Source organism: Pontiella sp. (assembly GCF_041622395.1).
Taxonomy (GTDB): domain Bacteria; phylum Verrucomicrobiota; class Kiritimatiellia; order Kiritimatiellales; family Pontiellaceae; genus Pontiella.
In genome coordinates this window covers 1-16,977 of record NZ_JBFJYW010000046.1, presented here as the reverse complement: position 1 = coordinate 16,977, position 16,977 = coordinate 1, and the positions used below count along the sequence as shown (strand labels likewise).

The following is a 16,977-nucleotide window of genomic DNA, read 5'->3' as shown; positions in this document are numbered from 1 at the left end:
GTAGATGAAATCCACCTCGTCGCTCAATACGACAAATCCGTGGGCGAACCCTTTGGGAACAAAAAGCTGATGCCCGTTTTCGGCCGACAGAATTTCCCCCTCCCATTGCCCGAAAGTCGGGGAGTCTTTGCGCATGTCGACAACGACATCGAACACCTCGCCGCGCATCACGCTAACCAATTTTGACTGCGCGTGCTCGAACTGGTAATGCAAGCCGCGCAAAACGCCCTTGGTCGAGTGCGACCAGTTGTCCTGCACAAACTCCGCGTCGATTCCGGCCTCGGCATATTGCGCACGCTGATAGGTTTGCTGAAAAAAACCCCGCCCATCGTCGAAACGACGCGGCTTGATTAGTTTCAAATCAGGAATGGATAGCGTCTCTACGTTCATGGGAGTCAAGTTTTGGGTTTAAGATGTTAGGTGTTAGGTTTTAGGTGTTAGGGGTTAGGTATTTTAAAGCGGTATCAGGCATCAAAGGAATCCACATAAAACCTAAATCCTAAAACTTAAATCTTCAAAGCTGGCCTTCGGCCAGCCGGAGCAGGTATTGCCCATAGTTGTTTTTCTGCATCTCTTCGCCGAGGGCAACGAGTTGGGGCTTGTCAATATAGCCCAGGCGATAGGCGATCTCTTCGATGCAGGAAATCTTCAGGCCCTGCCGCTTTTCGATGGTCTCGACATAGTTCGATGCTTCATGCATGGCGTCATGCGTTCCGGTATCGAGCCAGGCAAAGCCGCGCCCCAAATTCTGGACCTTCAACTCGCCCCACGCGAGGTATTGCTTGTTGACGTCGGTGATTTCCAGCTCCCCTCGCGCGGAGGGTTGCATGTTCTTGGCCACCTCGACCACGCGGTTGTCGTAGAAATAGAGGCCGGGAATCGCAAAGTTCGACTTTGGTTTTTTCGGTTTTTCCTCCAGCGAGAGCGCCCGCCCCTCGGCATCGAACTCAACAATACCGTAGCGCTCCGGATCCACCACCTGATAGGCAAAGATCGTGGCCCCGGCCTCGCAAGTCGAAGCGGTCGCGAGCATCGCCTGAAAACCATGGCCGTAGAAAATATTGTCGCCCAACACCAGCGCCACCGAGTCGTCGCCGATGAATTCCTCGCCGATGATGAACGCTTGCGCCAGCCCATCCGGGCTCGGCTGCTCGGCATAGCTGAAGCTCATCCCGATCCGCGAGCCATCGCCCAGCAGGGCCTTGAACATGGGCAAATCGTGCGGTGTGCTGATGATCAGCACCTCGCGAATGCCCGCCAGCATCAGCGTCGAAAGCGGGTAGTAGATCATCGGTTTATCGTACACCGGGAGCATCTGCTTGCTCACCACCTGCGTCAGTGGATAAAGCCGCGTGCCGGAACCGCCTGCCAGTATTATGCCCTTCATATAAAAAACCTCTGGTTTCAGATTAGTTGATTAATGGTCGTTGTTCGTTGGTTGGGAAACCCCGGAAACCGAACACTTCTTCAAATAGGCGATGTACCCATTCAGCACTTTCCAGGTTTCCTCTAAATTTACGCGCAACTTTCTGTATTCACTATCGCTTAGGTATTCGTCGTCCACAGCAACGATCAAATGATCCAGGGTTTCACTTAACGAGCCCCTAGCCATTCGACAAAACTGCAGGTTTTCCTGATGATGATGCCGACCATAACCTTCCGCTATATTGGCCGAAACAGAACGAGAAGAACGAACAATCTGATCCTTCAAACGATAGGTCTCGTCCTTCGGCAAGGTTTTACAGAACTTCGAAATCTCGTTCCTCAACACCCTTGCCAGCTTATAGCACTCCAATGTCTCGAACGTTTTTAGTTCGCTCATTTTTTAACCTGCGGTTTCATCCTGGCCCATCGGTTGATTAATGCTAGCTGTCAGGAGCGCATCACCAAGTAACTTCTCATTTCAGGCACAAGCCATCCTCATCAACATCGAACTGAAACCTTATCATCGCAGTCCCCGCCGCGCTCCTTATCAACCAAACAACATTTCAACCATCGTTTGAACGATTAGGCTTTGCCCAATCGTTCCCCCGCGTAGCGCGACGCGCGCAACGGTTGCCACCACCACGCGTTGTCGAGATACCACTGGATCGTACGGCGGATGCCCGTATCGACGTTTTCCTGCGCCTTCCAGCCCAGCTCGGTTTCGAGCTTGGTGGCATCGATTGCATAGCGCCTGTCGTGCCCGGGGCGGTCGGTCACGAACGTGATCAAATCCTGGTAGGATCCCTCGGTCCGCGGCCTCAGTTCGTCGAGAATCGCGCAGATCGTCTCCACCACTTCCAGATTGGTGCGTTCGTTGCGCCCGCCCACGTTATAGGTTTCGCCCAGCCGGCCGGTTTCCACCACGGTGACCAGCGCGCGGGCGTGGTCTTCGACATAGAGCCAGTCGCGGATATTGTCGCCCTTGCCATAGACGGGCAGTTGCTTTTCATCCAACGCGTTGAGGATCACCAGCGGGATGAGCTTTTCGGGAAAATGGTACGGCCCATAGTTGTTCGAGCAGTTGGTAATCACCACCGGCAGGCCGTAGGTGTGGAACCACGCCTTGACCAAATGGTCGCTGGAAGCCTTGCTGGCCGAATAGGGCGAGCGCGGATCGTAGGGCGTGGTTTCCTCAAACAACCCCTCTTCCCCCAGCGAGCCGTAAACCTCGTCCGTCGAAATATGGTGGAATCGGAATGCCTTTTTTCCCTCTTCGGAAAGCGTGTTCCAATATTCCCGTGCGCATTCCAGCATGTTGTAGGTGCCGACGATGTTGGTTTCGATGAAGGTTGCCGGGCCGTCGATCGAACGGTCGACATGCGATTCCGCCGCCAGATGCATCACGGCGTCGGGCTGGAAATCGGACAAGATGGCCGATACCGCCGCCTTGTCGCAAACATCCGCCTTTTCGAATCGATACAAACCGCTGTCTTCGATTTCCCGCAGCGATTCCGGCACGCCGGCATAGGTCAGCTTGTCCAGATTCAGGACCGCGCAGCCCTTGTCCGAGACCAAATGACGACAAACCGCCGATCCGATAAATCCCGCCCCACCCGTTACAACAACTTTTTTCATTTTCAATAGTCCTTTGTTCTTTGTGCGTGGTGCATCGTGCTTGGTGCATCGTGCTTGGTGCGCACCGTCTCCCCTAGCCACGTTTTGATTTCAAGTATTTGATAAAACCGCCAATCAGATAATTGGCTTCATTAGCCAAGGAATAAGCCTTATTGAAATCATCTTCGCCGATATACTCATTGTCCAGAGCCACATAAAGACAGCTTTTGACCTCGGTAATAGATCGTTGAGCACAGATTAGAAAACGGATAAACTCGGCATCGCTCCCGCCATCAAATCCTTCCGCAACGTTGTTCATGATCGAGACCGATGCCCGAGTGATTTGATCTTTTAATCCATCGTCTTTCGAAAACTCAGCTCGGCGTGAAAATGAATAAACCAAGCGGGCCAACTCTCGGCCCTTTTTCCAACCATCAATATCCTCAAATCGTTCTATCTTCACCTTACGCCTTTCTACTAAGCACCAAGCACCAAGCACTAAGCACCAAGCACTAGGAACACTCCTCTATCACGGCTGCTCCGCTCTGTTCGACAAACCGTTTCAACTCGTCGCGCCAATCGTCGAAACAATTGATGCCAAGCTCTTTGGCTCGGGCATTCTCCGTAATGGAGTTAGCGGGGCGTTTGGTCGGCGTTGGAAATTCGTCGCTGGTGCAGGGCACGAAACCGTGGACAATTCCCAATTGGTCCAGGAACGCACAGGCCAGATCGAACCACGTGGCATAGCCTTCGGACGAAGCGTGGAAGATGCCCGTTGCCCGCTGCTCCGCAACGGCCCGGATTTGGCGCGCCAAGGTGCGGGACAAGGTCGGCGATCCCCATTGGTCGTTCACCACCTTGAATTCTTTGCCCGGATTCCGGAGCGTCAGGCGCAGCATCGTCTTCAGGAAATTGTTGCCATGCGCCCCATAGAGCCAGGCCGTGCGCAGAATGGCAAACCGTTCGGTCCGCTCGGCAATGGCCCGCTCTCCGGCCAACTTGGAGCGGCCATATTCCGAAACCGGGCTCGGCTCGTCGCTCTCGACCACCGCTTCGTAGAGCGGCTTGTCGCCGGAAAAGACATAGTCGGTTGAAACGTGCACCAAGAACGCGTTGTTTGCTTCCGTCCACTCCGCCAAATGCGCCGGCAGATCGCGATTGGCCTTCCAGCAGGACGGATCCGTTTCGCAGGCATCGACCGCCGTGTAGGCCGCGCAGTTGACGATGACATCCGGCTGAATGCGCTCCAGCGCCGCGAAACACGACCCGCGGTCGGAAAGATCCACCTCCGGCAAATCAACGCCGACCACTTCGGCAACGTCTTTGAAAACCTCGAGGCAGTCGGTTCCGAGCTGCCCCTTCGAGCCGGTTATTAGAATTTTTTGCATCCGGCGATGCTACAGATTGCCCAAGTTCAGAAAAGCTTTAAATTAATCACCCAATGATTCCGCGGCTTCGAAGATCGGCGACGATGCTTTCCGCCGCCGCTTCCGGCGCCAGGTTTTCGGTCTGCAACGTAAGCTCCGCGTCCTGCGGGGCTTCGTACGGATCGCTGATGCCGGTAAACTGCTGGATTTCCCCGGCGCGGGCCTTTTTATAGAGCCCTTTCGGGTCGCGCTGCTCGCACACTTCGATGGGCGTATCCACGAAGACCTCAACGAACGATTCGTCGCCGATGACTTCCCGGGCCTCGGCGCGGTCGGAAAGATAGGGCGAGATGAACGCCGTAATCACAATCACCCCCGCATCATTCATCAGCGCCGCCACCTCGGCGATACGGCGGATGTTTTCCTTGCGATCCACCATCGAGAAACCGAGGTCCCGGTTGAGGCCGTGCCGCACGTTGTCTCCATCGAGGACATAGCAAAGGTGTCCCTGGGCGATGAGTTCTTTTTCAAGCTGCTGCGCAATAGTCGATTTGCCGGAACCGCTCAACCCGGTCAACCAAACGGTCGCACCGCTCTGGCCCAGCAACTTTTTCCGATCCTCGGCGCTCACCAAGCTATCGCTCTTGACGATGTTTTGGCTGACCGGAGACTTCGCATGCCCCGGCCTCGAGACCACGCGGTCGACAATCATGCCTGCTCCGACCGTTACATTGGTCAAGCGGTCCACGATAATGAACGCGCCGGTGGTGCGGTTTTTTTCGTAGGCATCGAAAGCGATCGGGCGGTGCAACGTGATGTGGCAACGCCCAATTTCATTCAACTCGAGCGAGCGGATGGATTCGGCGGCGTCCTCCGCATTCTTGTCGCGTTTCATCGAGTTGACATCGACCTTGTAGCGGATGCTCGACAGAACGCCCGGCACCATGCTGGAGGTATGCTTGATGAGGTAGCTCTTGCCGGCCCGTGCGGCGCCTTCGTGCATCCAGACCACCATCGCCTCGAACTCGTTGCCGATATGCGGGAGATTGTTGACCGGGACGAGCATGTTGCCGCGCGACACATCGATTTCATCTTCCAGGGTCACGGTGATGGCCTGGGGCGCAAACGCCTGATCGAGCTCGCCGTCGGGACCGTAGATCGCCTTGATCTTCGATTGCCGCCGCGAGGGCAGGCTGGCGACCGTGTCGCCGACGCGAATGACGCCGGACGCCATCGTTCCGCAGAATCCGCGGAAGTTGAGGTTGGGGCGCAACACGTACTGCACGGGCAACCGCATGTCGATCAGGTTGCGGTCGCTGGAAATATTCACGTTTTCCAAATGGTGCAGAAAGGTGGGGCCATCGTACCACGCAAGGTTTTCGCTGTGCTCAACCACGTTGTCGCCCTTGAGCGCGGACATGGGGATGAAATGGATATCCGAGAATCCCAACCGCGCCACGAACGCGTTGTAGTCCTTCACGATCTTGTCGTAGATTTCTTCGGACCACTCCACCAGATCCATCTTGTTGACTGCCACGACCACATGCTTGATTCCGAGCAGGGAGCAAATGAAGCAGTGGCGCTTGGTCTGCGTGATCACGCCATAACGGGCGTCGATCAGGATCGTGGCGAGGTTGCAGGTCGATGCACCGGTTGCCATGTTGCGGGTGTACTGCTCATGGCCGGGGCAGTCGGCAATGATGAACTTGCGCTTGTCGGTCGAAAAATAGCGATAGGCGACATCGATCGTAATCCCCTGCTCGCGCTCGGCCTTCAGGCCATCGGTCAGCAGCGCCGGATCGAAATCCTCGGTGGTGGTACCATAGACCTTCGAATCCTTGGTAATCTTTTCGAGCTGGTCCTCATAGATCATGTGGCTGTCGTAGAGCAGGCGGCCGATCAAGGTGGATTTGCCGTCGTCGACCGACCCGCAGGTCAGAATTCTCAACAGGTCCTTCGTCTCGTGCCGGTTCAGATACCCGGAGATATCTCCCCGGATCAACTCTTCTTCCTGAATTTTATATTTCGCGTCGGCCATTAGAAATACCCGTCCTTCTTTTTATCTTCCATCGAGGAATTGTCGCCGTCTATGACGCGGCCTTGGCGCTCGGAGGTGGTGGTGAGCAGCATTTCCTGCACGATCTCCTCCACGGTCTCGGCTTCCGATTCGACCGCCCCCGTGAGCGGATAGCAACCCAGCGTGCGGAAGCGCACCTTTTTCATCATGGGCGTCTCGCCCGCCTTGAGCGGCATCCGGTCGTCGTCGACCATGATCAATACCCCGTCGCGCTCGATGACGGGCCGCACCGCCGCATAATAGAGCGGCACAATTGGAATATCCTCGCGCAGCAGATAGAGCCAGATATCCAGTTCGGTCCAGTTCGACAGCGGGAATACGCGGATGGACTCCCCCTTGTTGATCTTCGCGTTGTAGAGATTCCACAGCTCGGGGCGCTGGTTCTTCGGATCCCACTGATGAAACTCGTTTCGGAAACTATAGACGCGCTCTTTGGCACGGCTCTTTTCCTCGTCGCGGCGGGCACCGCCAAACGCGGCATCGAATTTATAATGATTCAGCGCCTGCTTGAGTCCGTCGGTTTTCATGATCTGCGTGTGCTTTTCGGAACCATGCGAGAACGGACTCACTTGGTCTTTCCCATCGGGATTGATCCAGACCTTGATATCCACGCCGTACTTTTCCGCCATCAACGTGCGGAACTTGTACATCTCCTTAAACTTCCACTGGGTATCGACATGCAACAGCGGAAACGGGATCTTGCCCGGCGCAAACGCCTTGTGCGCCAAATGCAGCATGACCGAAGAATCCTTGCCGATCGAATAGAGCATCACCGGATTGTCGAACTCCGCCGCCACTTCGCGGATAATGTGGATGCTCTCGGCCTCCAGTTGCTTCAGATGTGATAAATTGTAACCGTTCATTTTCGCCTCGATGTGCTTTCTGGACATTCAATACATGAGCTTGCTTATAACATATCGCGCATATTGTCTACGGCAAACGCCTACTAATTCACCCAATACCCTTGCGCACTACTACGCATTTTGAAGTCAAAAGGGCCAGATCAAGGGGACGAGAGCAATGGTAATGGCCCCTAAAAGCGCCGTGAGCGGGATGCCGATGCGCCCATAATCGGAAAAGTGGTATCCGCCAGGCCCATAGACCATCAGGTTGGTTTGGTACCCCATCGGCGTAATAAAACTGGCCGAAGCGGCCATCATCACGCACATCAGGAACGGCATGTGGCTCACCCCCAGCGAAGATGCCGTCTCCATGGCCACCGGAAAAATAAGCGCGGCGGCGGCGTTGTTTGTGATCAGCAGCGTGAAAACGACGGTTCCGGCATAGACCAACCCCAACGACGCCCACGGATTGCCCGGAGCCAGCGAAATAAGTCCTCTCGCCAACCCCTCGGCCAAGCCCGTTTCCGTCATGGCCGCCGCAATCCCCAGCGCCGAGCCGATCACCAGTAGCACCTGCCACTCCACGCTTTTGCGCGCGGCGCCGGCCGAACAACACCCCAGCGCAATCATCAGCAACGCCGCCAGCACGGATGCCTTCAGCATGCTCAGGACCGACGTGCCCGCCAGCGCGACCATCAACAGCAGGATGCCGATAGCCAGCGGCGCTTTCGCGTGCCGGATCGGCCGGGAATCCTCCACCTCCCCCACCAGGAAAAAATCGTGGGAATCGCGTTGGCGGGGAATGAATCCGGCATGCGATTCAACCAACAGCGTGTCCCCCGCGCGCAAAACGATATCGCCGATCTTCCCCCGGACGCGCTCGCCGTTGCGGGCCACGGCGATCACCACGGCGTTGTATTGCTTGCGGAAGTTGCCCTTCTTGATGCTTTTGCCCAGCAACGGGCAGGTGTTCGAAACCACCACCTCCACCAGGCAGCGTTCGTGGCGGGTTCCGCCGAGCTCGAACAACAGCTCGGTCGCAGGCTCCAATCCGTTCAGATCGCGCAGTTCCTTCACGGAATCGATCATGCCCACAAAAATCAAATGGTCCCCGCCCCGGAGCACCTCGTCGGGCGCAACGGCGCCCTTCACCTCCCCATCGCGGACGATTTCGGCCAGGAAGCAGTCGGAGAGATTGCGCAATCCGGCTCCTTCGATCGTCTTGCCATCGAACGCCCCGCCCGGCTTCACCGAAAGCTCCAGGGTATACTCGCGCGGATTCTCGAACACGGCCGACGCGGGCTTGCGCTCGGGAATCAGCTTGCGGGACAGGAGGAAAACAAAAACAAAACCGGCGACCGCACAGGGAATGCCGATCTTCGAGACTTCGAAAAACCCCAGCCCCTCGTTTTGAAAGCGGGTTTGATAAAGTCCGTTCAGCACCAGGTTCGTGCTGGTGCCGATCAGCGTGCACAGGCCGCCGAATATCGATGCAAAACTCAAAGGAATCAGAAAATGCGACGGGCTGAACTTCATTTTCCGGCACCAGCTGCCCACGACGGGAATAAACATGGCCACGACCGGCGTATTGTTCAAGAAGGCGCTCAGCGCCGTCACCGGCAGCATCAACCGCAGCAAACCGCGGGCTTGCGATTTCGGCCGGCCCAGCAAGCCGTTGCCGATCCAGTTCAGTCCACCGGTTTCCTTCAGCCCCGCCACGACGACATATAAAACGCCCACCGTGACCATCCCGCTCGAACTAAAGCCCGCCAGCGCCTGGCCGGCATCGAGCACGCCGCCGACCAGCAACGCCCCCAATGCGCCGAGAAAAACAAAATCCGGAGGAATGCGCGTGGCCCCGAGGCCAACGAGCATCAGCAGAATGGTTCCGAGCGTGAACCAAGCCTCCCAAGACAATGAGAAAAGTTCCATGTTTACCTAAGACCGGTCACCACGAAATAGGGATTGAGCAGGTTTTCCTTATTGTACGCCACGTCGGCCACGGCGTCGGTTCCGGTTCGATACCCCACGGCGGCCACGGTTTCGTCGTATTGTAACACGCGCCCCCCGGCGGCGGCGACCACCGCATGCGCGGCGGCCGTATCCCACTCCATCGTCGGCGCGATGCGCGGATAGAGGTCCGCGCTCCCTTCGGCCACCATGCAAAGCTTCAGCGAGCTGCCGCTCGACACCAGATCCACCGCGCCGAACTCCGCTTCCAGCTCCGCGATAAACCGGCGGGTCTCATCGTTGCAGTGCGACTTCGATGCCACCACCCGCAACGGCGTTTGCGCCTGCCCGGAAACCGAGCAAACCGCGGCCGTCGCCAGGATTTCTTCGACGGATTTCCCGGCGCACTCCGTGGCCTTCTGCGCACCCTTCCCGGAACCGACGTACAGCGTATCCTTTACCGGAACATAGACGACCCCCGCAACGGGAACCCCGTCTTCGATCAAGGCGATGTTGACCGTGAATTCGCCGTTTTTCTTAATGAATTCCTTGGTGCCGTCCAGCGGGTCGACCAACCAATATTTTGTCCAGCCGCACCGTTCCTCGAATCCAACCTCCGCGCTCTCCTCGGAAAGCACCGGATAGGGCGTGGACGCCAAGGCCTCGACGATGATGTGGTGCGCCGCCTTGTCGGCCGAGGTCAGCGGCGATTCGTCGGCCTTGAATTCCACCTCGAAATCCTTGGCATAGATTTCAAGAATGGCCTGTCCCGCCTTAAGGGCGGCCTGGATGGCGGTTTCAATCATTCGCTTATTCCACGGTCACGGATTTGGCGAGGTTGCGCGGCTGGTCGATCTCGCAGCCGCGCGCGGCGGCAATGTGGTAGGCGAGCAGCTGAAGCGCCACCACCGTCGGGATCGGTGCAATGCACGGCGGACAATCCGGAACCACGATCTTGTCGTCGAACCCTTCGGCCACGCCCTCGTCGCCTTCGCTGACGACGGCGATGACCGGGGCCTTGCGGGCCTTGCACTCCTCGGCGTTGCCCAGCGTCTTGTCCTTGCCCGGAATATTGTTCAGCAGCGCCACGACGGGCGTCGTTTCCTCCAGCAGGGCGATCGGGCCATGCTTCAATTCGGCGGCATGGTAGCCCTCGGCGTGGATATAGCTGATTTCCTTCAGCTTCAATGCGCCTTCGAGCGCCACCGGGTAGAGATAGCCGCGGCCAATGAAAAACGCATGTTCGGCCCGGGCATATTTCTGCGCCACGGCCTTGATCGACTCGTTCTGCGCCAGCACGTTTTCCACCAGCTCGGGAATGCGCTGAATCCAGCGCGACAGCAACTCGCCTTCGTGCCGCGGCAGGCGTCGGGTGCGCGCCACCTTGAGCGCCATCATCAGCATCACCGAGACCTGGCAGGTGAACGCCTTGGTCGATGCCACGCCGATCTCCGGGCCGGCATGCAGATAGACGCCGCGGCCGGTTTCGCGCGCGATGGTCGAGCCGACCACGTTGCAAATACCGGCCACAACGGCGCCTTTATGCTTGGCCTCGCGGACGGCGGCCAGGGTGTCGGCGGTTTCGCCGGATTGGCTGATGGCCACCACGAGATCGTTCGGGGTGACGATCGGATTGCGGTAGCGGAACTCGGCGGCCTGCTCCACTTCGGCGGGAATTCCCGCCATTTCTTCGAAGGCATATTCCCCGACCATGCCCGCATGCATCGAGGTTCCGCACCCCACCACGAGCACGCGCCCGATTTGCGCGGCGTCGCGCGGCGAAAAGTCGAGACCGGAAAGAATGGCCGTCCCCATCTCGAAATCGAGGCGCCCGCGGATGGCGTTGCGGATGGCATCGGGTTGCTCGAACATTTCCTTGAGCATGAAGTGCGCGTAGTCGCCCTTCTCGGCGGCCCCTTCGTCCCAATCCATGGTGGTCGTTTCGCGGTTGATCGGCGCATGCTGGAGGTCGAACATCTCCATGCCGTCCGCCGTGATGACGGCCATGTCGAAATCTTCCAGATAGATCGCGTCGCGCGTGTGCGGCAAAATGGCGGAAGCATCGGAAGCAACAATGGTTTCCTCCTTGCCCAGCCCGATCACGATCGGGCTGCCGCAGCGGGCGGTGACGAGCTTGCCCGGCTCCTTGTCGGTCATGACCACGATGCCATAGGTGCCCTTCACCTTTTTAAGGGCCTGGCTGACCGCTTTCTCGAGATTATCCCGGTAGCAATAGGCAATCAACTGGACGAGCACTTCGGAATCGGTGTCCGAAACACATTCGATGCCCTGGTTTGCCAGCCCGGCCTTGATCTCCTTGTAGTTCTCGATGATGCCGTTGTGGACCATGGCAAAATGGCCGGATGCGTCGAGATGCGGATGGGCGTTCACTTCGTTCGGCGGGCCATGCGTCGCCCAGCGGGTGTGGCCAATGCCCAGGGTCGATTCGTGCAGGGCGACCAGGTTCGACGCATCCACCTTTTCGCGCAAGCCCTTGATTTTGCCCGGACTCTTGACCACGCCGATTTGCCGGTTGTGCAGGCAGGCAATCCCGGCCGAGTCGTACCCCCGGTATTCCATTCGCCGCAAACCGTCGACCAGTATTTCCGCCGCGTTGCGTTTTCCAAAATATCCTACGATTCCGCACATGATCCCGCTCCTTTTTTACGGGCTTCCGCCCTCGGTCGCTTGGCCCCGATGGCCAAAACCGCCCATGCTTCCTTGAACTGTACTGAATACCCCTTCATGGATATCCGGTTGCAACGGGTTATTCTTCTTTCGCAACCCGGTGCTTGGGTTTGTGTTCCAGCGCGTCCGTCGGGAACTCGGCTTCCACCAAGGTCCCGAGCATTTCGAGCAGCACCGCAACGCGGTCCTCGGCATCCATCACCTTGATGACCTTCACCTTGAGGCCGCGCATCGACCCTTCCAAAATGGTGGTTTCGTCGCCCACTTCCAGCGGGATGCCGCCATCCACCACGTCGCCCTCGTCGAGTTCCTGCTTAATGGACTCGATCACGGCGTCCGGGATGGGAACATAGCGGTTGTTGAACAGCGGGATGGTCATCACGCCGACGCCGTAGGCGACCGCGCGCTTCATCTCCGCCATGTCGAAGCGTGCAAAAAAATAGCCGGGGAACATGGCCTCCTGGAACCAGACCGGGCCCCGCCGGGTCTTGCGGCGGAAGCGGATCTGCGGACAAAAGACATCCAACCCGTGCATCGACGCGAGGCTGGCGGCGGCCATCCGCTCTTTCTTGGGCTTGCTGCGCACGGCATACCAATACTCGCCGGCTTCAAAATGTACGCCATCGTCCGCCACGCTCAGCCACCAATCAGTTTCAAAATGAGCGGAAGCGCTTTCCCGGCGCGGCGCTGCCAGTTTTCCAGCAGATCCACCTTTTCGAGCAGCTCTTCGCAAACCTCGCCGTCCTGCTGCCCGAGCAATTCGCGAATGCGGTCGATCCGCTCCGCGCCACTGGCCACATGCGGCTGGATTTGTTCACTGGCGAAACCGGAGGCAATCTTGCGCAACGACGTTTCCGCCACATAATAGTCTTTGCGGTCCCCGGGGATGTAGACGGTGCGGATGGCCCCGAACGATCGCAGGATCTTGAGCCCCTGGCTGGTCGAACCCTTGCTGATGTTCAGGCGGATCCGGCAGTCGTCCAGACACAGCGGATCGGTCGAAACGAAGAGAATCCCATAGATTTCCCCCACCGAACGCGGCAGGTTCAACACATCGGCCATACGAACGAAAAGCGCGATCACTTCGCCCTCCAGCTCGCTCAATTCACGAATCGTTCCGATCCCGCCATTCATAATGTTCAAAATATACTGAACAGCATGGGCCGCCGCAACCCGGAAGTCGGCCTTATTTCAAGCCGAGGCCCCTTCATCCGGGTCGCGAGACGGCGGATCGTTGGTTCCGGCTTGCAATGCCCGAGGCAATCGATACCTTGATGGGCTTTACCGGAGCAGTACGATCGGCAAACCGTCTTCCAGATTCATCCAATACCTCCATCCCCATCGCCTGGCGATCGCGGGGACATTGGTTTGCGCCCTGGTGACGGTGGGCGCGAACCTGGCGATGCCCGTGGTGATCCGCTGGGTGATCGATGGATTGATCGAGGGCACCTTGACGAAGGCCCTGTTGGTGCGCCACCTGATCTCCTTCTTCACGATCGGGGCGGTTTCCCTGGCGTTTTCGCGCGGGTTGCGGCAATTGCCCCAAAAGATGTCGCACCAGATCGAATACACGCTGCGACACGATGTGTTCGAGCACCTGACCCATCTGGACCAGGAGTATTACCGCTCCGAGCGCACGGGCGACCTGATGACGCGGATGTCTTCGGACATCAACATTATCCGCGATTCCATCGGGCAAGGCTTCCTCCAAGGCACCCGCACGCTGGTGGTGATCGTTTTCGCATCGATCGTGATGGCGTTCGCCGACCCGCAGCTGGCGGGAATGGTGATTGCGCTCTTCACCCCGATGGTCTTCATCTTCTTTTTGATCCTGCGCGTGATGCGCAAGCACCAGCAGGCGCTCCAGGAGCATGTCTCGGAGGTCTCGAACTATTCCCAGGAAAGCTTTTCGGGCATCCGCTGCATCAAGGGTTTTGCCCTGGAAAAACGCCGGAACCAGGCCTTTGAGGCGCTCAACTCCGGCCTGATCCGCAAAACCATGCGGATGCAGGGCACGCGGCAGAGCCTCTTCCCGTTCATGGCGTTCTGGTTCAGCCTCGGCACGATCCTGATCTTCGTCGTCGGCGGCGGCAAAATCATGCGCGGCGAACTGACGGTCGGCACCCTGACGCAGTTCATCCAATACCTGCTCTACATGCAGTGGCCGTTGCTGGCGCTGAGCTGGGTGCTGAGCATGCTGCAGCGCGGCAAAGTCAGCTGGAACCGGGTGCTGGAAATCCTCGAGCGCGAACCGACCATTCAACATCACGCCTCCAACACGGAACTTCAGCTCCGCTCCTCGGCCATTGGCTTCAAGAACGTCGACTTGACGATCAATGGCCGAACCTTCCTGCATGGCATCGACCTCGACATCCAGGAAGGCACGACGCTGGGCATCACGGGCCCGACGGGCGGCGGCAAGACGCTGATGGTTTCGTTGGTGGCGCGGTTGATGGACCCGACCACCGGCGCGGTTTTCATCGGTGGAACGGACCTTCGCGACATCCCGCTGGCCCAGCTACGGCGCATGATCGGATTTGCCGCGCAAGAACCCGTTTTGTTTTCGCGCACGCTGGAACACAACATCGGCTTCGGCGTGGAAAACGCCGACATGGATACCATTGGATGGGCGGCGGACATCGCCCATCTGCACCACGATGTGGAGGGATTCCCGGAGCAGTACAAAACCATGCTGGGCGAACGCGGCGTCACCCTCTCCGGCGGACAGCGCCAACGCACGTCGATCAGCCGCGCCATCGCGCGCCGCCCCGACATCCTGATCCTCGACGACGTCCTCTCGGCGGTCGATACCCAGACCGAAGCCGCGATCATGGAAAAACTCCAGCCCGTAATGGCGGAGCGGACGACGCTGTTCGTGAGCCACCGCGTCTCCACCCTGCGCTATGCCGACGAAATCCTCGTGATCGAGGACGGCCGCATCACCCAGCGCGGCACGCACGAGGAGCTGATTGCGAAGGCGGGCTACTACGCCGAGCTCAACACGATGCAGCAGCTCGAAGAACAACTGGAGGCGGACTCATGAAAATGGCCCGGCGCCTCCTTTCCTATTCGGCCCCCTACTGGCGCTGGCTGGTGCTCGCCTTCGGGTTGATCATGTTCACCTCGCTGGCGATCAACTTCCTGCCGGTGCTGCTCCAGCGGATTACCGACCACTGCCTGCTCGACACCGCAACCCCGACCGACGAGCGGATGGATCTGTTGCTCCACCTCGGCATCCTCTACATCTCCATCGCGGCCGTCGGCCATGCGGTGCGCTATGTGCAGGCCATGCTAACGGCGTGGATCGGCCAAAAAATCATCTACGACCTTCGTCTATCGGTCTTTCGCAAGGTGCTGCGCATGCACCAGGCCTATTTCGACAAAACCGCCGTCGGCACGTTGATGACGCGGGTGACCTCCGACATCGAACGGTTGCAGCACTTCGTTACGGAAGGCGTGGTCGGCTCGATTGCCGACCTGTTCATGCTTTTCGGCATCATGGGCTACATGATCTGGTTCAGCCCCGTGCTGTCGCTGGCGGTCTTCGCAACCATGCCGTTCCTGTTCGCGCTGATGTATTTCATCAACACCCGCCTGCGCAACGCCAACCGCGACATCCGCGACCGCCAGTCGAAACTCAACGCCCTGATCCAGGAAGACCTGACCGGGATGACCACCATCCAGCTGTTCAATCGCGAAGCCTCGGCGCAGCAGGATTTCGACGACCGCAATGCGAAGCTGCGCTCGGCCTATTTCGACGAAGTCCGCTGGTTCAGCCTCTATTTCCCAACCATCGAGTGCGGGCAAATCCTGGCCATCCTGATCACGCTGGCGATCGGCGGAATGGCGGTCATGCAGGGTTCGGACGTCATCACGGTCGGCAAACTGATTGCCTTCCTCGCCTATGTCCGCAATTTTTTCCATCCGCTCGGCTCGCTGTCCGACAAGGCCGGCTCGTTCCAGATTGCCATGGCCTCGATTGAGCGCGTCTTCGGCCTGCTCGACGAAGAGGAAAAAATCAACGATCCCGCCGTACCCGAAGCCGCGGAGCGGATTGCCGGAACCATTGCGTTCAACAACGTATGGTTCGCCTACGACGACGGCAACTGGGTCATCAAGGATCTCTCGTTCACCGTCGAACCCGGCCAAGTGCTTGCGGTCGTCGGCGCGACGGGCGCCGGCAAGAGCACCATCATCAACCTGATCGGCCGCTTCTACGACGTGCAGCAGGGCTCGGTCTCGATCGACGGCGTCGACGTCCGCCGTTTCAGCAAGCACGACCTCCGCTCCCGACTGGGCTACGTCTTCCAGGATCCGTTCATTTTCGCCGGAACCGTGGCCGACAACATTGCCCTCGGTACCCCCGGCATCGGCCCCGACGAAATCCGGCTGGCGGCCAAGACCGTCAACGCCCACGGTTTCATCGAAGCCATGCCGAACGGCTACGACACCGAACTGAACGAGCGCGGCGCCGGATTGTCGCTCGGCCAAAAACAATTGCTCGTCATGGCGCGCGCGCTCGCACAGGATCCGGAACTGCTGTTCGTTCTGGACGAAGCCACCGCCAGCGTCGACACCGCCACCGAAATGCTCATCCAGGATGCGCTCTCCAAACTGATGGCCAACCGCACCTCGATCGTGATCGCCCACCGCCTTTCCACCATCCGCACCGCCGACCGCATCCTCGTGATGCGCCACGGCGAACTGGTCGACCAGGGAAGCCACGACGAATTGATGGCGAACGACGGCTACTACCGCCAGCTTTACGAACTGCTGCTCCATTCCCCCGAGCGCCCCGCCAACTACCCCATCTAGCCCGCTGAAAACCTTAATCATTCGGATGAGTTTCAACCCCCCGCTTCGCTAGAGCGTATTAATTTAAACTATAGCCGCAAGAGGTAAACCAACCAAGGGCATCCGCTTTGCTAACACAACCCAAGGCAACGCCGATCGCATCAAGCAACGATTCCTGGGAACGCGCTTTTGCACCGCGAAGCAGTTGCTTCACTTTACT

Annotated in this window: 15 protein-coding genes; 2 read left to right on the top strand and 13 right to left on the bottom strand. The window is 58.4% G+C overall.

Annotated elements, in window-relative coordinates; translation table 11 throughout:
- The 13 genes from rfbC to ABYO54_RS04310 form a co-directional block, all read right to left on the bottom strand.
- Nucleotides 1-390: dTDP-4-dehydrorhamnose 3,5-epimerase (rfbC, locus tag ABYO54_RS04370; RefSeq protein ID WP_372807025.1), on the bottom strand; the 390-nt coding region annotated here is incomplete at its 3' end.
- A gap of 124 nt (nt 391-514) precedes the next feature.
- Nucleotides 515-1,387, bottom strand: a complete 873-nt coding sequence (gene rfbA, locus ABYO54_RS04365) for a glucose-1-phosphate thymidylyltransferase RfbA (RefSeq protein ID WP_372807024.1) — start codon at nt 1,385-1,387, stop codon at nt 515-517.
- Between the two features lie 30 nt (nt 1,388-1,417).
- Nucleotides 1,418-1,822, bottom strand: coding sequence for a four helix bundle protein (locus ABYO54_RS04360; RefSeq protein ID WP_372807023.1), 405 nt, complete (start codon nt 1,820-1,822; stop codon nt 1,418-1,420).
- 185 nt (nt 1,823-2,007) lie between these two features.
- A complete protein-coding gene (gene rfbB / locus ABYO54_RS04355; RefSeq protein ID WP_372807022.1) occupies nt 2,008-3,060 on the bottom strand; it encodes a dTDP-glucose 4,6-dehydratase in 1,053 nt (350 codons plus the stop codon).
- A 73-nt stretch (nt 3,061-3,133) separates the two neighbouring features.
- Nucleotides 3,134-3,502, bottom strand: coding sequence for a four helix bundle protein (locus ABYO54_RS04350; protein ID WP_372807021.1), 369 nt, complete (start codon nt 3,500-3,502; stop codon nt 3,134-3,136).
- 49 nt (nt 3,503-3,551) lie between these two features.
- Nucleotides 3,552-4,427, bottom strand: a complete 876-nt coding sequence (gene rfbD, locus ABYO54_RS04345; RefSeq protein WP_372807020.1) for a dTDP-4-dehydrorhamnose reductase — start codon at nt 4,425-4,427, stop codon at nt 3,552-3,554.
- A gap of 46 nt (nt 4,428-4,473) precedes the next feature.
- A complete protein-coding gene (cysN, locus tag ABYO54_RS04340) occupies nt 4,474-6,444 on the bottom strand; it encodes a sulfate adenylyltransferase subunit CysN (protein WP_372807019.1) in 1,971 nt (656 codons plus the stop codon).
- Nucleotides 6,444-7,346 carry a sulfate adenylyltransferase subunit CysD gene (gene cysD / locus ABYO54_RS04335; RefSeq protein WP_372807018.1) on the bottom strand — a complete coding sequence of 301 codons (903 nt, stop codon included), beginning with the start codon at nt 7,344-7,346 and terminating at the stop codon, nt 6,444-6,446. Before cysD ends, cysN begins: the two co-directional genes overlap by 1 nt.
- 126 nt (nt 7,347-7,472) lie before the next feature.
- Nucleotides 7,473-9,242 (bottom strand): SLC13 family permease, encoded by a 1,770-nt coding sequence (locus ABYO54_RS04330; protein WP_372807017.1) that lies wholly within the window; start codon nt 9,240-9,242, stop codon nt 7,473-7,475.
- 17 nt (nt 9,243-9,259) lie between these two features.
- Nucleotides 9,260-10,081 (bottom strand): 3'(2'),5'-bisphosphate nucleotidase CysQ, encoded by an 822-nt coding sequence (gene cysQ, locus ABYO54_RS04325; protein WP_372807016.1) that lies wholly within the window; start codon nt 10,079-10,081, stop codon nt 9,260-9,262.
- Nucleotides 10,082-10,085: 4 nt separating this feature from the next.
- Complete coding sequence (glmS, locus tag ABYO54_RS04320) at nt 10,086-11,924, bottom strand: glutamine--fructose-6-phosphate transaminase (isomerizing) (protein WP_372807015.1); 1,839 nt, start codon at nt 11,922-11,924, stop codon at nt 10,086-10,088.
- 118 nt (nt 11,925-12,042) lie between these two features.
- Complete coding sequence (locus tag ABYO54_RS04315; RefSeq protein ID WP_372807014.1) at nt 12,043-12,597, bottom strand: transcription termination/antitermination NusG family protein; 555 nt, start codon at nt 12,595-12,597, stop codon at nt 12,043-12,045.
- A 2-nt stretch (nt 12,598-12,599) separates the two neighbouring features.
- Nucleotides 12,600-13,097 (bottom strand): GbsR/MarR family transcriptional regulator, encoded by a 498-nt coding sequence (locus ABYO54_RS04310; RefSeq protein WP_372807013.1) that lies wholly within the window; start codon nt 13,095-13,097, stop codon nt 12,600-12,602.
- A 229-nt stretch (nt 13,098-13,326) separates the two neighbouring features.
- Between ABYO54_RS04310 and ABYO54_RS04305 the strand changes: the two genes are divergently transcribed.
- A complete protein-coding gene (locus ABYO54_RS04305; RefSeq protein ID WP_372807012.1) occupies nt 13,327-15,006 on the top strand; it encodes an ABC transporter ATP-binding protein in 1,680 nt (559 codons plus the stop codon).
- Nucleotides 15,003-16,778, top strand: a complete 1,776-nt coding sequence (locus ABYO54_RS04300; protein WP_372807011.1) for an ABC transporter ATP-binding protein — start codon at nt 15,003-15,005, stop codon at nt 16,776-16,778. The genes ABYO54_RS04305 and ABYO54_RS04300 overlap by 4 nt, the downstream gene beginning before the upstream one ends.
- Nucleotides 16,779-16,977: the final 199 nt, after the last annotated feature.